A 17,020-nucleotide genomic window follows, 5' to 3' on the forward strand; every position below is an offset into this window, starting at 1 on the left:
TATGGCTCGCATCGATCTGGACCTGTCTCATTCCTATGTGGCCCATCCCCAGAGCGATGAGGACTACGCCTTGCTGCCCATGACGATGACATTCCGTGACGGCGGCGCGTATGCGTTGCTTGGGCCGTCGGGTTGCGGCAAGACGACCATGCTTAATATTATTTCGGGCCTGCTCGAGCCCTCGCACGGAACGGTCCACTTCGATGGCATCGACAAGACCGGCGCCACGCCGCAAGCGCGCAATATCGCCCAGGTATTCCAGTTTCCCGTGGTGTACGACACGATGACGGTAGGGGAAAACCTTGCGTTTCCACTGCGCAATCGCAATATGCCGGCGGCGCAGATCAAAGCCCGCGTCGGCCAGATTGCCGAGATGCTGGAATTGAATCATCAGCTGGACCAGCGGGCGGCAGGGCTTTCCGCCGATGCCAAGCAGAAGATATCCCTGGGGCGGGGCCTGGTCAGGTCCGACGTATCGGCGGTCTTGTTCGACGAACCGCTTACCGTGATCGATCCCCAGCTGAAATGGCAACTGCGACGCAAGCTCAAGCAGATTCACCATGAATTAAAGCTCACGCTTATCTATGTCACCCATGATCAGGTCGAGGCGTTGACCTTTGCCGAACAGATCATGGTCATGTCGCGCGGCAAGGTAGTGCAGGTGGGTACGCCCGAAGACCTGTTCGAGCGTCCCGCCCATACCTTTGTGGGCCATTTCATCGGCTCGCCGGGCATGAATATCCTGCCCATTGAATCGGCCGATGGCGTGATCAGGCTGGAAGGCCAGTCGGTGCCCGTGCCGGCTGGCATCGCCTCGGCCCGCGGCCACATCAAATTGGGCATACGCCCCGAATATACGGAACTGGCCGAGCCGGGCAAGCCCGGCGTCTTTTCGGCCGTTGTCGAGAAAGTGCAGAACGTCGGCACGTACCAGCTGCTGACAGCGCGGGTGGGCTCCCATCTTGTGCGCGCACGCTTGGGCCTGGAGCATGACCTTCCCGAACCAGGCGCTACGGCGGGTCTTGCGCTCCTGGGCAGGCACTCCTGTTTTTATCGGGACGAGGAGCTTATCGCATGAGTGTATCGACCAAGCCCGTCAACCAGAGAGCCTGGTGGCTGATATTGCCGGTCGTCGTGTGCGTGGCGTTCTCCGCCATATTGCCGCTCATGACGGTTGTGAACTATTCGGTGCAGGATGTCATATCGCCGACGCGCGCGGTATTTGTCGGCACCGAGTGGTTTACCGCGGTCATGCGCGACCAGGATCTGCATGGCGCACTGCTGCGGCAATTGGTGTTCTCGTTTTCCGTGCTGGCTATCGAGATACCATTGGGCATCATGCTGGCGCTGGCCATGCCGTCCACCGGGTGGAAGTCATCCGCCGTGCTGGTGCTGATCGCCTTGTCCCTGCTTATTCCGTGGAATGTCGTCGGCACGATCTGGCAGATATTCGGACGCCCGGATATTGGCCTGATGGGCCATGCCTTGCGATCGATGGGAATTGAGTTCAGCTACGCCAGCAACCCAACTCATGCCTGGCTGACCGTGCTGCTGATGGATGTATGGCATTGGACACCGCTGGTCGCCTTGCTTGCGTTTGCGGGTTTGCGTTCCATTCCCGACGCCTATTACCAGGCAGCGAGCATCGACGGCGCCAGCAAGTTTTCAATATTCCGCTACATACAGCTGCCCAAGATGCGTGGCGTACTGATGATTGCGGTGCTGCTCAGGTTCATGGATAGCTTCATGATCTATACCGAGCCCTTTGTGCTGACCGGCGGCGGCCCCGGCGACGCCACGACTTTCCTTAGCCAGTACCTGACCCAGAAGGCAGTCGGGCAATTCGACGTGGGCCCGGCGGCCGCGTTCTCGCTCATCTATTTCTTGATCATCCTGTTGCTGTGCTTCATTCTGTACAGTTGGATGCTGCGCGTGGGAACCCAGGATAAGGAGCCCGGCCATGACTAACAGCAAGCGCTTCCGCAAGCGCAGCATTTTCCTGGTTTTGTACCTGATATTCGCCATGTTGCCCATCTACTGGATGATCAACATGAGCTTCAAGACCAATCAGGGCATCCTGTCCAGCTTTGCGCTGTGGCCCACTACCTTCACGTGGGACAACTACAAGACCATTTTCACCGACCGGTCCTGGTATAGCGGCTATATCAACAGCCTGATTTACGTGGTGCTCAATACCGTCATCTCCGTTAGCGTGGCGCTGCCGGCCGCTTATGCGTTTTCCCGCTATCGGTTCCTGGGCGACAAGCATGTGTTCTTCTGGCTGCTTACCAACCGCATGACGCCGCCGGCGGTATTTCTTCTGCCCTTTTTCCAGCTGTATTCGACCTTGGGGCTGATGGATACGTATTGGGCGGTGGCCCTGGCGCATCTGGTGTTCAACGTGCCGCTGGCGGTATGGATACTGGAAGGCTTCATGAGCGGGATCCCGCGTGAAATCGACGAAACGGCCTATATCGACGGCTATAGTTTTCCCCGGTTTTTCCTGACCATCTTCCTGCCGCTGATCAAGGCGGGTGTCGGCGTCGCCGCCTTCTTCTGCTTCATGTTCAGTTGGGTTGAATTGCTGCTGGCCCGTACGCTGACCAGTGTGCATGCCAAGCCCATTGTCGCCACCATGACCCGGACGGTTTCCGCCTCGGGTATGGATTGGGCGACGCTCGCTGCGGCGGGAACCCTCACCATCATTCCGGGCGCCATCGTGATCTGGTTCGTCCGGCACTACATTGCAAAGGGTTTTGCAATGGGACGCGTGTAAAGGAGCCGGCATGCTGGACTGGATGGTTTGGACTCTGCCCACGGCCGTGTTCTTCATTTGCATAGTGCTGATGCTGGTGGGCATGACGCTGTGGGAAATCAAGCGTCCCACCACCGTGCGCAAAGGCTTTCTGCCCATGGCCACTACGCGTGGCGACCGCCTCTTCATGGGGCTGCTCATTGCGGCGTACATCAATCTGGGCTTCCTGGGCATCAGCGACAAGCTGGCCCGGTGGCTGGGGCTCGCCGAGGAACCCACTGTCTGGATCAGTTTTGTGGCGTCCATGCTGATTCTTGCGCTGGTCATGCGCAAGGGATAGAGCTTGGTTGTTGTTGCGCGCGATTCCCTTATCCCCGGATCTGCGCGGCAGGACAATGGAGTAAGCGGGGACATGATCTACCGAGGAGACAACAATGTTATTTCGTCGTACCGCACTGGCATTTGCCGTAACGTGCCTGCTATCCGGCCAGGTTTACGCAGGCGAAGCCGAAGCCCAGAAATGGATAGATAACGAGTTCCAGCCATCGACCCTGAACAAGGATCAGCAAATGGCTGAAATGAAGTGGTTCATCGACGCCGCCGCGAAACTGAAAGAGCAGGGCGTCAACGAGATATCGGTCGTGTCTGAAACGATCACGACGCACGAGTACGAAGCCAAGACCTTGGCCAGGGCGTTTACGGAAATTACCGGTATCAAGGTTAATCACGACCTTATCCAGGAGGGTGACGTCGTCGAGAAGCTGCAAACCTCCATGCAGTCGGGCAGGTCCATCTATGACGGGTGGATTTCCGATTCTGACCTGATAGGAACGCACTACCGCTATGGCGAAATGCTGTCGCTGACCGATTACATGAACGGTGAAGGCAAGCAGTGGACCAATCCTGAGCTTGATATCAAGGATTTCATCGGCACCTCGTTTACGACCGCGCCCGATGACAAGCTCTATCAGTTGCCCGACCAGCAGTTCGCAAACCTTTATTGGTTCCGCGCCGACCTGTTCGCCCGGCAAGACCTGAAGGACAAGTTCAAGGCCAAGTATGGCTATGACCTTGGGGTGCCTGTCAACTGGACCGCCTACGAAGACATCGCCAACTTCTTCACCAATGACGTCAAGACGATAGACGGGCAAACCATATATGGGCACATGGACTACGGCAAGAAGGATCCGTCGCTGGGCTGGCGTTTCACGGATGCCTGGCTGTCCATGGCCGGCACCGCCGACAAAGGCACGCCTAACGGGATGCCTGTCGATGAATGGGGCATACGCGTTGCGGACGACAAGTGCACGCCGGTCGGTGCTTCCGTATCGCGGGGCGGCGCCACCAATTCGCCGGCCGCGGTCTATGCCTTGACCAAGTACATCGACTGGATGAAGAAGTACGCGCCCAAACAGGCGCAGGGAATGACATTCAGCGAATCCGGGCCCGTGCCGGCACAAGGGCATATTGCGCAGCAAATCTTCTGGTACACCGCCTTCACCGCTGACATGACCAAGAAGGGCCTGCCCGTGGTCAATGAAGACGGCACGCCGAAATGGCGCATGGCGCCTGCACCGCATGGTCCTTATTGGAAGGAAGGCATGCAGAACGGTTACCAGGATGTGGGTTCGTGGAGCTTTTTCAAGAATCATGATCCCAAGAAAATAGCCGGAGCCTGGCTGTACGCCCAATTCGTCACCGCCAAGACCACTTCCCTGAAGAAATCCATTGTAGGGCTGACTTTCATTCGCGACAGCGACATCCATAGCGAGTACTTCACGAAGAATGCCGACAAGTACGGCGGCCTGATCGAGTTTTATCGCAGTCCGGCGCGGGTGGCATGGACACCTACCGGTACCAACGTACCGGACTACCCAAAGCTGGCCCAGCTATGGTGGAAAAACGTGGCGACGGCCATTACGGGCGAGACCACGCCTCAACAAGCCATGGATACGCTGGCCACAGAGATGGATGCGATCATGGCCAGGCTGGAACGCGCGGGCATGAGCCATTGCGCGCCGAAGCTGAACCCCAAGAGCGATCCCGAGAAATGGCTGAGCGACAAGCAGGCTCCATGGAAGAAGCTGGCCAACGAAAGCCCCAAGGGTGAAACCGTCGCCTACGACGCCTTGCTGAGTGCATGGAAGGAAGGCCGCGTGCGCTAGTGTGCAAACAGCGCACTGATGTCGCCTTGATTGGCAAGCGCTGGATGAGAGGTCGTGTGCGTGATTCGCGCATACGACCTCTCACATATAGTGCGCCGGTGTTCTACACTTACGCTGCTCCGAATTAATTGGTTTCACCTATATGACAACTATCAATACCCCCCAGGCGTCCGACAGGGCGCAACATTTGGCCGCATTAGCCGGTCTCGGCCAGGTCGACCTGGCGATCATCGGGGGCGGGGCCACTGGCCTCGGCGTGGCGCTCGACGCAGCATTGCGCGGGCTTTCGGTGGTATTGCTGGAGTCGCACGACTTTGCCAAGGGTACGTCGTCGCGCGCCACGAAGCTGGTGCACGGCGGCGTACGCTACCTGGCGCAAGGCAATATTGCCCTGGTGCGCGAAGCCTTGCACGAGCGGACCACCTTATTGCACAACGCGCCGCATCTGGCGCGTCCCTTGGCTTTCGTCATGCCCAGCTACAAGTGCTGGGAAACGCCGTTCTATGGCGTGGGCCTGAAAATGTATGACGCTCTGGCCGGCAAGGCCGGCCTGGGCTCCACACAATTTCTCAGCGCAAGCCAGGCACGGCTATGCCTGCCGGGCGTAAAAGCGCAAGGCCTCAAGGGAGGCGTCAAGTATTGGGATGGGCAATTCGATGATGCGCGCCTGGCGGTAACGCTGGCCAGAACGGCTGCCTCGCAGGGGGCGTTGTTGCTGAACTACTGTCCGGTCACCGGGTTGGTTCATCAAGACGGTAAAGTGGCGGGTGTGCAGTGCGAAGACGCCGAAACCGGCACGTCCTACACAGTCCTGGCCAAATGTGTCGTGAACGCCACGGGCGTGTGGGTCGACCAGATACGCCAGAAAGACGGTGCCGCCACCGGCCGCGAAACCCAAACCATGGTCGCACCGAGCCAGGGCGTGCATCTGGTGGTCGACAAAGAGTTTCTTCCGGGCGATCACGCCTTGCTGGTACCCAAGACCCAGGACGGACGGGTGCTGTTTGCCGTTCCATGGCTGGGCAAGGTCATTTTGGGCACCACCGATACGCCGCGCCAGGACCTGTCGCGAGAGCCCGGCGCCTTTGCAGAGGAAGTGGCCTTCATCCTCGGCGAAGCCGGCAAGTATCTAAGCCGCGCACCGCAACGCAGCGATGTGAAAAGCATATGGGTCGGCTTGCGGCCGCTGGTGCGTCCGCCGGCGAACGAAGGCGGCGCCACCAAGAAAATCAGCCGCGAACATACCGTGCTGGTCAGTCCCAGCGGTTTGGTGACTGTTACAGGCGGAAAATGGACCACCTATCGCGCAATGGCCGAGGACGTCCTGGAAAAATGTGTCGAAAACGCCTTGCTGCCGCGCCTGCCGCCATCCGAAACCAGCGACTTCCTGCTGTTGGGTGCACAAAGAAACGGCCAGGGCCGCACGTCGATGGCCGCGGTCCCCGGGCTGGACGCGTACGGTACCGAGGCGCAATGCGTTCAGGCATTGCCGGGTGCTGAAACACAACTGGCTCCCGGGCTCAGCGCTGCCATGGTAAGTTTCGCTGCGCGCTACGAATACGCCCGCACAGTTGAAGACGTATTGGCGCGGCGCTCGCGTATGCTGTTCCTGGATGCAAGATTGGCCGCCAGTCTTGCACCGGCCGTCGCGGCCCTATTGCAAGAGGAGATCGGCGTCGACCCGCAACTGGACGCGTTCCTTCAGCTTACCGAGCAATACCTGCGCTTGCCAACCTGAAGCATTGCCATGACGCTAACCGCCAAACACAGTGCGTGCTGACTCGAAACGCTTGGCGAAATAGGGATTGCTGAGCGAGTCGATACGTACGCGGCCTCCGGTGGAGGGCGCGTTAATGAAATTGTCGTCGCCTATATAGATGCCCATATGCGAAAATGGCCTGTTCAGCGTGTTGAAGAATACGAAGTCACCGGCCTTGAGGTGTTTCCTGGATATCGGCCGGCTAAGGCTGGCGATTTCCGCAGTGTTATGCGGTAGCGTCTGGTTTGCCGCATTGTTGAATACATAGGCCACCAGGCCGCTGCAGTCGAAACCCTGAGCCGGTACCGAACCGCCGTACTTGTATCGGGAGTCCAGCAAGGCCAATGCGGTAAGCACCACTTCGTTACGTTGTTCTGGGTTTACGTTAATTGTGTCATGAGAAAAAAGCTGAGTCCGGTGTGCGCCCGGGCCGGAGCAGGCGGTCAAGAGCAGCGCCGTCATTGTTACAGCCAGGAATAAGGGCGAAAAGGAGCGGATGGCTATCGTCATCAATCCATTATTCTAGGAAAAAGGCTTACGCACAATGCGCTATTGCGTATTCTCATGTTGCGAATGTGCAATTAAGACACGGTTCTGTAAGTAATCATGTAAAGTACGACCAATTTTTGTAAAGTTTGACCTGCATAATGTAAATCCTTGTCGTTTTTTGATACTATTTCCTTGCGGTTTATTCGTAAACAGCATGAACAAGTCAGAAAACCATCGTTTCATGTAAACAGTGGCCACAAACCCAGGAGTTCGTAATGCCCGTGTCGGAAAATTCGTCGTTGCGTGATATTCATGAAGTTAATTTGTCGTACTTGATGTTGGCACAACGTCTTTTGAGGGAAAACTTTTCGGCCGGCATGTTTCGCCTGGGCTTTAATACCGATGTGGCCGACATCGTGCTTCGATTGTCCCCGGCTCAATTGGTAAAGCTGGCCGCGTCCAGTTCACTGATTTGCGGTTTCCGCCTCAACGACTACGACCTTTTGTCGTCGTTGACGCAAGACGTGCTTGGCGGGGTGCTGCAACAAGCTCACTCCACCATACTGCTTGCCCAGCGTTCCGCCGGCCAGCCCGCCTAATCATTCCAATCAGAAGACATACTCATGGCAAGCAAAAGTGTAGCCAAGGAAGCCAGCGAAATAATGTTGGCTTCGGAAATGATCAGGCTGGGCGCTCGTCTGCAGGTGCTGCAGGCCGAGACCAGCCTCAGCTATGATCGCCTGGCGCGTCTTTATCGCGAAGTGAAAGGTTGTTCGCCGCCGAAAGGCATGTTGCCGTTCTCGGTCGACTGGTTCATGACGTGGCTGCCCAATATTCATTCAAGCGTATTCCACAGCATCTATCAGTTCATGGATACCCGCAGCCCCGCAAAGAAATCGCACGCCTTGGTGGAAGCCTATCGGCTTTACCTGGAACAGGCTTCAACCGGCAGGGCGGATGAACCCTTTGGTGAGCCCGTGCTCAGTTTCACCCGTGCGTGGATGCTTATCCGGTTTTTCGATAGCAACATGGTGCAGTTGTCCTATTGCGAGCGATGCAAGGGCGGCTTCGTTGCGCACGCTCACGATCCACAAAAGGGCTTTGTATGCGCCATTTGCCGCCCACCGCCACGGGCCGGTAAAACCCGTGCGCATGCCGCCGCCAGCACAAAGGCGGCAGGTTCGGCCAAGGCGCTTCTGGACAAAGAAGTCGTTGCCGGGCTTACGGCTGGGAAAACGCGCCGTCCGGCGAAGAGTCCCACCTTACCCGTTATGGCAGAGCCCAGTCCGGCTTGATTCAGCCGAGGGTGATCCTCCATGCAGTATTGCGCCGCCATGGAAGTTTCCAGGCGGTTTTTTATAGCAGAGCCGGGATTTGGGCTTGAAAACACCCTTTGAAGGGCGCTTTTGGTAAGCAAAAAGAACGGATCATATGCATATGTGTTTATCTAGGGCGTATCCGTGTTTATTCTGCTTGGGTTTGTAATTGTCTTTGTCTCGGTATTTGGCAGCTTTGTTGCCCTGGGCGGACATCTCGGTGCCCTTTATCAACCCTTCGAATTCGTATTGATAGGCGGTGCAGCGGCGGGCGCCTATATTGCTTCGAACAGCGGCAAGTCGATGAAGATGATGATCTCGACCTTGCCCCTCATTCTCAAGAAGAATCCCTACAGCAAAGAGCTCTACATGGAGCTCATGGCCCTTATGTACGTGTTGCTGAACAAGGCGCGTCGCGACGGATTGATGTCGATCGAATCCGACATCGAAGAACCTGAAACCAGCCCGCTTTTTACCGAATATCCGGCGGTGTTGAACGATCCTAGCCTCATGGAATTCATCACCGATTACCTGCGCCTCATGATCAGCGGAAATATGAGTTCGCATGAGATCGAAGCGCTGATGGACCAGGAAATCGAAGCGCATCATAACGAGAAAAATGCGCCCGCAGTGGGCTTGAGGGCGGTGGCCGACGCGCTGCCGGCATTTGGTATCGTGGCCGCTGTGCTCGGAGTTATCAAGGCCCTGGCGTCGGTCGACCAGCCTCCGGCGATCCTGGCCGACCTTATTTCCAAGGCGATGGTCGGAACCTTCCTGGGTATCTTGCTGGCCTACGGTTTTGTCGCTCCGGTGGCCGCATCCATGGAGCGCCGTTCGGTTGCCTCGGAAAAAGTGCTGGAATGCATCAAGGTCACGCTGCTGGCCAGCATGAACGGCTACCCGCCGCAATTGGCGGTCGAGTTCGGCCGCAAAGTGCTGTACTCCTACGTGCGTCCATCGTTCATGGAACTTGAAGAGCACGTGCGTCAAACCCGGGCTCCCGGCAAGAAAGCGTAGCGGGCGGCTCTATGAATAAATCCGAGCCCAGGATCGTCATCCGACGACCGAAACGACGGCATGAAGCCCCGCATGGCGGCAGCTGGAAAATCGCTTACGCCGACTTCATGACGGCCATGATGGCGTTCTTCCTGGTGATGTGGCTGGTATCGCTGGTGCCGCAGAAAGATCTGCAGGAAATGGCCGAGTATTTCCGCATGCCGCTCATGGAAGCGATTACAGGCGGTAAAAGGAACGACACCGGAAGTACTGTCATACCAGGCGGTTCACCCAGCCCTATACCCAATGTCAATCCGATTCCTTCGCGCGGCGATGTGCGTACCGAGGGAGACGTGCGCGACACGCGGCGCCTCGAAGACCTGAAGGCCGAGATCGAGCGGTTGATCCAGACGGATCCCGTATTGCTTGCATTCCGCCCGCAATTGCTCCTGGATATGACGCCCGATGGCCTGCGCATACAGATCATCGACAAGGACAATCGTCCGATGTTCTCCACCGGCAGCGCGCATATGCAGTCCTATATGCGCGACATCCTGCGCGAACTGGGTCCTTTGCTGAATGAATTGCCCAATAGCGTCAGTGTGGCGGGGCACACGGACGCCACGCAATATGCTTCCGGCGAACGCTATTACAGTAACTGGGAGCTATCCGCGGATCGTGCCAACGCGGCGCGCAAGGAGCTGGTCATAGGAGGCATGGCCGAGACCAAGGTGAGGCGGGTTCTGGGCCTGTCGTCCTCGGTAAGCCTGATTAAAGATAATCCCATGGCTGCCGTTAATCGGCGTATCAGTGTCGTTGTGCTCAACAAGCGTGCAGAACGACGCATTGATGCGCAGAACGCATCGGGGGCGACCGCATACGACCTCAAGGAAATCATGGAACCGGCGCCAAGCATCAACCTGCCCGGCCTGCCTGCGCTACCGGTGGCGCCGTTGCAGCCATAAGCGCGGCGAACGCATGCGGATGCAAGTACGCGTGCGCCGAACTGCCGGCGTATCGAACCTCATGGGCGGAAATGGCCTTAACAACGAATCAGCTCGGGAACCGAATAAGCAGATGACACAGCTCTACAGTATAAGGAAGCGATCATGAGTACCGGCGTTGACCTGAGCCAGTTTTTCGAGACATTTTTTGACGAAGCTGACGAGCTGTTGGCCGATATGGAGCGCTTGCTGCTCGGTCTCGATCTCGCCAACCCGGATATTGACGAGCTCAATGCCATCTTCCGGGCCGCTCACTCCATCAAGGGCGGAGCCGGCACGTTCGGTTGTTTTGGACAACTGGCCGACACCACCCACCTTCTTGAAAACCTGCTCGATCTAATCCGCAGGGGCGAGATGCCACTGCGTAAAGACATGATCGATCTCTTCCTGGAAACCAAAGATGTGCTGACAGCGCAAGTGGCGGCATACCGCAATTCAAAAGAACCCGATTCCGAAGCTTACGAGCGCATTTGCGCACAGCTTCGCCAGTTGGCCCAAGAGCAGAACGGCACGCTTGCCGCCGCGCCCTCGGCCGTTCCTCCACCGGTAGCGGCGCCAGCGTCCCCGTCCGTGGCCGTCGCCGCGTCGACGGCCACGGCAACTCCTGCCGCGCATGCGGCGGGCGGCGGTGCGACAGGTTTGCCCTTGCATATACGCGTGAACAGCCTGGAAGCGAAAGACGCCGAAGCATTGGGCGACGAAATGGCCTTGCTGGGCGACGTGCTGCACCAGGAGCGTACTGCCAAATCGTTGTCGATATGGCTTAACACAACGGCCTCGGCCAGCGACCTCGAAGCAGTGTGCTGCTTCATCGTCAATGCTGACCAAGTCGAGATTACGCGCGAGGCATTGCCTGCGACGGCGGGTGCCTCGCTCATGGCGGCCCTGGACGTCGGGGCTGTCGCTACTCAGGCCGGTGCTTCAAAGCCTGAACCAACACCGGCCGTACCGGCCCAGGCCGCCCAGGAGCCCGTATCGCCGGACTCTGCGGCACCCGTCGCCACGCCGACGCCAGCCAGCCCTGCCGCCAAGGCGGAAAGCAAGGCTCCTGCGGCGGCCTCCAATAGCAGCACGATCCGGGTGGGCGTCGAGAAAGTCGACCAGATCATCAACCTAGTTGGCGAACTGGTCATCACCCAGGCAATGCTGGTGCAAACGGCATCCACGCTGGATCCAGTGCTGCACGACCGCCTGCTCAATGGTATTGAACAGCTCGACCGCAATGCGCGCGACCTGCAAGAGGCCGTCATGTCTATACGCATGATGCCTATGGACTACGTGTTCAGCCGCTTCCCCCGCGTCGTGCGTGAAAGCGCCAGCAAGATGGGCAAGCAGATCAAGCTGACCACGCAGGGTCAGGCCACGGAGCTCGACAAGAGCCTGATCGAGCGCATCATCGATCCGCTTACCCATTTGGTGCGCAACAGTATCGACCATGGCATTGAATCCCCTGAAAAACGTGTCGAGGCCGGCAAGAGTCCTGAAGGCAACCTATTGTTGTCCGCGCAGCATCATGGCGGCCAGATCGTCATTGAAGTCGCCGACGATGGCGCGGGCCTGAGCCGCGAGCGCATACTCAAAAAAGCGCTGGCGCAAGGCATGGCCGTTACCGAGAACACGCCCGATGAAGAATTGTGGCAGCTTATTTTCGCTCCAGGGTTCTCCACGGCCGAAAAGGTTACCGACATTTCAGGCCGTGGCGTGGGCATGGACGTCGTGCGGCGTAATATCCAGGCCATGGGCGGACACATCCAGCTTTCCTCGCGCCTGGGCCAGGGCACGTCTACCCGCATCGTCTTGCCGCTTACGCTGGCCATTCTCGATGGGATGTCAGTGCGAGTAGGCGAGGAAACCTTCATCTTGCCGCTCAGCCATGTGACCGAATCGATGCAGCCCAGCGCGGACCAGATCCGGTCCATTTCCGATACCGAGCACGTATTGCAGGTTCGGGGCGAATACCTGCCTATCGTGGCATTGCATAACGTCTTTGCCGTGGATGGTGCAGAAACCGACATCACGAAATCGATAGCCGTCGTCCTGCAGGCGCAGGACGTACGCTTCGCCTTGCTGGTCGACCACCTTATCGGCCAGCATCAGGTCGTGGTCAAGAACCTTGAATCAAATTATCGAAAAATACCGGGTGTTTCGGCAGCCACGATATTGGGCGACGGTAGTGTCGCGCTGATTGTCGACGTGTTTGCCCTGATGCGTTTCACACGCGACAAAACAACGATCTAACGCCTCTTTAAAGTTTCGGAGAAAACAATGTTCAACAAATTCGAGTCCAACTCCACCCAGGTCGACACCACCGGCCAGGAGTTCCTGGTGTTTACATTGGCTGCGCAAGAGTACGGCATCGATATCCTGAAGGTCCAGGAAATTCGCGGCTACGACGCGCAGACAGTGACGCGCATCGCCAATGTTCCCTCATTCGTCAAGGGTGTCACGAACCTGCGCGGCATCATCGTTCCCATCGTCGACATGCGTATCAAGTTCAATCTTGAAACGGTCGAGTACAACCACCAGACCGTCGTCGTCATCTTGAACCTCAAGACACGAGTCGTCGGTGTGGTGGTGGACGGCGTGTCCGACGTCCTTATGCTGCAGCCGGGCCATATCAGTGCCGCACCGCAGTTTGGCACGGCCTTTTCCACCGAATACCTGACCGGCATCGGCACCATAGGCGAGCGCATGCTCATCCTGGTCGATATCGAAAAACTGATGACCAGCGAAGAAATGGCACTAGTTGAAAGCGCGGCGGCCTGATCCAGGCCGGGTACGGGTCGCGCTTGCTGATAAACATATAAACGGGGCAACGTAGTATGCGAAAGATCTCGCTGTTTTCGAACTTGAAGATACGCACCAGCTTGATTCTGGTCCTGGCCTTCTTCCTTCTTATGCTGGTGGCGGGCGCGGCATTGGGCGTTCTGTCCCTGCGCGCCGGCAATCAGTCGCTGCACAATATTGTGCAGAATCAGCGCCTGGGCTCGGCCTTGTACGAGTCCATCGATGGATACAAGAACGTGCAGACCGGACTGGGGCGTACCGTTGCCAGTTTCATTGTCAACAGCGACCAGCAGGCCAATGCGATTGCCGCTGAATGGGGTGGCGCGCAAACGTCCGACGCCGCGGCGCTAAGCGACGAGACTAATGCCTTGCTTGCCTCGGCGCGCAGCGAATACGACCAGTCCCTGGTTCGTTTTGCCGGCTTCACGGAACTCATAAAAGGTGTACCCGATCCGGAAAGCCGCTATGCGCGTGTGGTCGAGGGCTACACCACGCTGATGAGCGGCGGCGTGCAGCCTTTGTTCGACATGCTGGCCTCGGGCCAGGTCAAGGAATATCACACCTTCCTGGGCGGCACGACACTGTTTCTCGAAGAGGACCTCTACAGTTCTTTACGCAGCCTCCAGGGCTATCAGCAGCGTATCATCGATCAGGCCTACCAGCGTGAAGAGGGTCAGTATCAACTGGTCATCCAGTTGGTATCGGTGGCCATGCTGGTGTGTCTCGCCATTGCGCTAGCCGCCTATGCCTTCCTGAGCCGCATGGTACTGCGTCCTTTGCGCTCTGCCGGTACTCACTTCGACAAAATCGCCGGCGGCGATTTTACGCAGCGCGTCGACATCAAGTCGCGCAATGAAATCGGAGTGCTTTACGAGGCCATGCGGCGTATGCAGGAAAGCCTTACGCGCACGGTAAGCGCGGTGCGTGAGGGCGTCGACGAGATCACCTTGGGTTCGCGCGAAATCTTCCTGGGCAATACCGACCTCAGCAGCCGTACCGAACAGCAAGCGGCCGCCCTGCAGGAAACGGCAGCAAGCATGGAGCAGCTGGCAAGCACGGTGCGCCAGAATACCGATAATGCCGAACAGGCGGACCAACTGGCCAAGAACGCCTCGGAAGTCGCCGAACGGGGCGGTATTGCCGTGGCCGCCGTGGTCGCCACCATGGACGAAATATGTGTCAGCTCGGCCAAGATGGCCGAGATCGTCAACGTCATCGATGGCATTGCCTTCCAGACCAATATCCTCGCGTTGAATGCGGCCGTGGAAGCGGCCCGGGTGGGCGAACAGGGCCGGGGTTTCGCCGTGGTGGCCAGCGAAGTGCGTTCGCTCGCGCAGCGCAGCGCCGGCGCCGCCAAGGAAATCAAGGAGCAGATCGAAGAATCGCTGGTCAAGGTACAGGCGGGATCGCAGCAGGCCAGCGTCGCCGGCGAAATCATGCACGAGGTCGTGGGTTCGGTACAGGGTGTTACCGCCATCATGGGCGAGATATCGTCCGCGTCTCATGAGCAGTCGGATGGCATTGAACAGGTAAACAAAGCCGTGGCTGAAATGGATTCCGCCGTCCAGCAGAATGCAGCCTTGGTCGAGCAGGCGGCCGCGGCCGCCGGTTCCCTGCAGGATCAAGCTACCCGCCTGACCGAGGCAGTGGCTGTTTTCAAAATCAATACCAGTGAAGTGATCGATGTGGCGGCCAACCAGCTCAAGCATTCCAGGTCAGAGTCCGAATCTTCGGGCCTGACTCAACCTCTTGGAGCGCTCGCGCGTTCCTGAAAGCATGTCATTGCCACAAGCACAATCGATTTTCACCATGCCCGTCCTCGTCGAGGTCGGGCAGCACGACTTTGAGCGCTCCGCCCGTGTGCTGCACGCCAGAGCCGGCATTGTGATTGGCAATCATAAGCACGAGATGGCGGCACGCACCCTGGGCATGCGCACCAAGGCTATGGGCATGAGCAGTGCCAGGGAGTATCTGGATCATCTCGAACATAACCCCCATTCGCCGGAATGGGAGGCGTTCGTCAATGCATTCACGATCAACCACACTGCTTTTTTTCGTGAGCAGCATCATTTCGATATCCTGGGCAAGTTCGCCAAGTCCAGGAAGAAGCCGTTTTCCGTCTGGTGTTGCGCGTCGTCTACCGGCGAAGAGCCCTACACCATCGCCATGACCTTGCGCGAATCGTGCCTGCAACCGGATGTCGGCGTCTCTATATTGGCCACCGACATCGACACGCGCGCCATCGAGCGCGCCCAGGAAGGGGTCTACTCGCTGGAACGCGCGCAGCCCATCCCGGAAAGCTATCTGAAGAAATATTTTCAGCGCGGCATGGGACGGCAGGCCGGCATGGTGCGGGCCAAGCCGGCCATCCGCGACATGATCGAGTTCCAGACATTCAATCTTCTTTCCAGCAATTGGCCCACCGAGCAAAAGTTCGATGTCATTTTCTGTCGCAACACCATGATTTATTTCGACAAGCCGACCCAGACGCGTATATTGGAGCGTTTTGCGCCCACGCTGAAACCGGGTGGCTTGTTATTTGCGGGTCACTCCGAGAATTTCACCTATCTGACCAATGCGTTTCGCTTGCAAGGCCAGACGGTGTACGAGCTCGCGCAGCGGTAGCGCGAGGCCCATCACCGTATTTATTGAATTGCACCATAAATGAAGAAAATTAGAGTCTTGTGTGTGGATGATTCGGCTCTGGTTCGAGGCCTGATGACCGAGATCATCAATGGCCAACCCGATATGGAAGTCGTCGCATCCGCACCCGACCCTCTCATTGCGCGCGAACTGATCAAGCTGCATAACCCCGACGTACTGACGCTCGACGTCGAGATGCCGCGCATGGACGGTCTGGATTTTCTCGAACGCCTGATGCGTTTGCGGCCCATGCCGGTTGTCATGGTCTCATCGCTGACCGAGCGCAATTCCGAGGTCACACTGCGTGCGCTTGAGCTTGGCGCGGTGGATTTCGTGACCAAACCGAAGCTGGGCCTGCGCGACGGCTTGCTCGAATACAGCGAGCTGATCGCCGACAAGATCCGTGCAGCCGCCACATCGCGTCCCAGGCAGGCGCGTGCCGCCAGCAATGCGCCCGCGGCGCGCTTGACGCATGTATTCTCCACGACTGAAAAGCTCGTGTTGATCGGTGCTTCCACCGGCGGCACGGAAGCCATACGCCAGGTGCTCGAGCCCTTGCCTGCGAACAGTCCCGCAATCATGATCACCCAGCATATGCCCGCCGGTTTCACACGCTCGTTCGTGCAACGCCTGGATAACCTGTGCGCTGTCGAAGTCCACGAGGCCGAAGACGGCCAGCGCGTTTTGCCAGGGCATGTCTACCTTGCCCCGGGCGGCGTGGCGCACATGAAACTGGCCCGCTCGGGCGCCAACTACGTCGTGAAACTCGAATACAGCGACCCGGTGAACAGGCATCGCCCATCGGTCGATGTGTTGTTCCACTCGGCCGCGCAAGTCGCGGGCAAGAACGCCGTTGGCGTGATTCTGACGGGCATGGGCAAGGACGGGGCACTCGGTATGCTGGCCATGAAGCAGGCGGGGGCCACTACCTTTGCCCAGGACGAAGCAAGTTGTGTTGTATTTGGCATGCCGCGCGAGGCGCTGCATATAGGCGCAGCCGACAGCGCGGTCCCATTATCGGAAATCAGCCAGCGCATTCTTTCCAGCGCTGGCTCATATGGTCACCGAGTCTGAACTTCCCCCAAGACTCTTGGCTATTTATTATT

The 17,020-nt window shown here is 58.0% G+C and carries 16 protein-coding genes; 15 read left to right on the forward strand and 1 reads right to left on the reverse strand.

All coding sequences use genetic code 11. The annotated features are described in order from the left end of the window. Position 1: 1 nt before the first annotated feature. The 6 genes from CR159_RS02365 to CR159_RS02390 all read left to right on the forward strand — a co-directional run bounded on the left by CR159_RS02365 (position 2) and on the right by CR159_RS02390 (position 6,658). Complete coding sequence (locus CR159_RS02365) at positions 2–1,078, forward strand: ABC transporter ATP-binding protein (protein ID WP_102072362.1); 1,077 nt, start codon at positions 2–4, stop codon at positions 1,076–1,078. Continuing rightward, on the forward strand, positions 1,075–1,968 hold the full coding sequence (locus CR159_RS02370; RefSeq protein ID WP_102072363.1) for a carbohydrate ABC transporter permease: 894 nt from the start codon (positions 1,075–1,077) through the stop codon (positions 1,966–1,968). The genes CR159_RS02365 and CR159_RS02370 overlap by 4 nt, the downstream gene beginning before the upstream one ends. After that, positions 1,961–2,776 carry a carbohydrate ABC transporter permease gene (locus tag CR159_RS02375; RefSeq protein ID WP_102072364.1) on the forward strand — a complete coding sequence of 272 codons (816 nt, stop codon included), beginning with the start codon at positions 1,961–1,963 and terminating at the stop codon, positions 2,774–2,776. The genes CR159_RS02370 and CR159_RS02375 overlap by 8 nt, the downstream gene beginning before the upstream one ends. Before the next feature lie 10 nt (positions 2,777–2,786). Next, the gene (locus tag CR159_RS02380) at positions 2,787–3,095 is read left to right on the forward strand and encodes a DUF2160 domain-containing protein (RefSeq protein ID WP_102072365.1); all 309 of its coding nucleotides are present in this window, start codon (positions 2,787–2,789) and stop codon (positions 3,093–3,095) included. Between the two features lie 94 nt (positions 3,096–3,189). Continuing rightward, positions 3,190–4,920, forward strand: a complete 1,731-nt coding sequence (locus tag CR159_RS02385) for an ABC transporter substrate-binding protein (protein ID WP_102072366.1) — start codon at positions 3,190–3,192, stop codon at positions 4,918–4,920. A gap of 142 nt (positions 4,921–5,062) precedes the next feature. After that, the gene (locus CR159_RS02390) at positions 5,063–6,658 is read left to right on the forward strand and encodes a glycerol-3-phosphate dehydrogenase/oxidase (RefSeq protein WP_102072367.1); all 1,596 of its coding nucleotides are present in this window, start codon (positions 5,063–5,065) and stop codon (positions 6,656–6,658) included. 15 nt (positions 6,659–6,673) lie between these two features. Here the strand turns inward: CR159_RS02390 and CR159_RS02395 are convergent, their stop codons facing one another. Then, positions 6,674–7,189, reverse strand: a complete 516-nt coding sequence (locus tag CR159_RS02395; protein WP_102072368.1) for a C40 family peptidase — start codon at positions 7,187–7,189, stop codon at positions 6,674–6,676. Positions 7,190–7,443: 254 nt separating this feature from the next. Here CR159_RS02395 and flhD point away from each other — a divergent pair, with 254 nt between their 5' ends. The 9 genes from flhD to CR159_RS02440 all read left to right on the forward strand — a co-directional run bounded on the left by flhD (position 7,444) and on the right by CR159_RS02440 (position 16,988). Then, the gene (flhD, locus tag CR159_RS02400) at positions 7,444–7,767 is read left to right on the forward strand and encodes a flagellar transcriptional regulator FlhD (RefSeq protein WP_102072369.1); all 324 of its coding nucleotides are present in this window, start codon (positions 7,444–7,446) and stop codon (positions 7,765–7,767) included. A gap of 24 nt (positions 7,768–7,791) precedes the next feature. Continuing rightward, positions 7,792–8,463, forward strand: a complete 672-nt coding sequence (gene flhC / locus CR159_RS02405; RefSeq protein WP_102072370.1) for a flagellar transcriptional regulator FlhC — start codon at positions 7,792–7,794, stop codon at positions 8,461–8,463. A 165-nt stretch (positions 8,464–8,628) separates the two neighbouring features. Beyond that, entirely contained in the window at positions 8,629–9,501 is an 873-nt protein-coding gene (gene motA, locus CR159_RS02410) for a flagellar motor stator protein MotA (protein WP_102072371.1), read from the forward strand. Positions 9,502–9,512: 11 nt separating this feature from the next. Further along, positions 9,513–10,445, forward strand: coding sequence for a flagellar motor protein MotB (motB, locus tag CR159_RS02415; RefSeq protein ID WP_102072372.1), 933 nt, complete (start codon positions 9,513–9,515; stop codon positions 10,443–10,445). Between the two features lie 144 nt (positions 10,446–10,589). Continuing rightward, entirely contained in the window at positions 10,590–12,722 is a 2,133-nt protein-coding gene (cheA, locus tag CR159_RS02420) for a chemotaxis protein CheA (RefSeq protein WP_102072373.1), read from the forward strand. A 27-nt stretch (positions 12,723–12,749) separates the two neighbouring features. Beyond that, positions 12,750–13,250: a chemotaxis protein CheW gene (locus tag CR159_RS02425; RefSeq protein WP_102072374.1), complete on the forward strand. Its 501-nt coding sequence runs from the start codon at positions 12,750–12,752 to the stop codon at positions 13,248–13,250. Between the two features lie 56 nt (positions 13,251–13,306). Further along, positions 13,307–15,043 carry a methyl-accepting chemotaxis protein gene (locus tag CR159_RS02430; protein ID WP_102072375.1) on the forward strand — a complete coding sequence of 579 codons (1,737 nt, stop codon included), beginning with the start codon at positions 13,307–13,309 and terminating at the stop codon, positions 15,041–15,043. 4 nt (positions 15,044–15,047) lie between these two features. Beyond that, on the forward strand, positions 15,048–15,896 hold the full coding sequence (locus tag CR159_RS02435) for a CheR family methyltransferase (protein WP_102072376.1): 849 nt from the start codon (positions 15,048–15,050) through the stop codon (positions 15,894–15,896). A gap of 39 nt (positions 15,897–15,935) precedes the next feature. Then, positions 15,936–16,988 carry a protein-glutamate methylesterase/protein-glutamine glutaminase gene (locus CR159_RS02440; RefSeq protein ID WP_102072377.1) on the forward strand — a complete coding sequence of 351 codons (1,053 nt, stop codon included), beginning with the start codon at positions 15,936–15,938 and terminating at the stop codon, positions 16,986–16,988. The last annotated feature ends 32 nt before the right edge of the window (positions 16,989–17,020 follow it).

This window comes from Pollutimonas subterranea (assembly GCF_002849655.1).
GTDB lineage: Bacteria > Pseudomonadota > Gammaproteobacteria > Burkholderiales > Burkholderiaceae_B > Pollutimonas > Pollutimonas subterranea.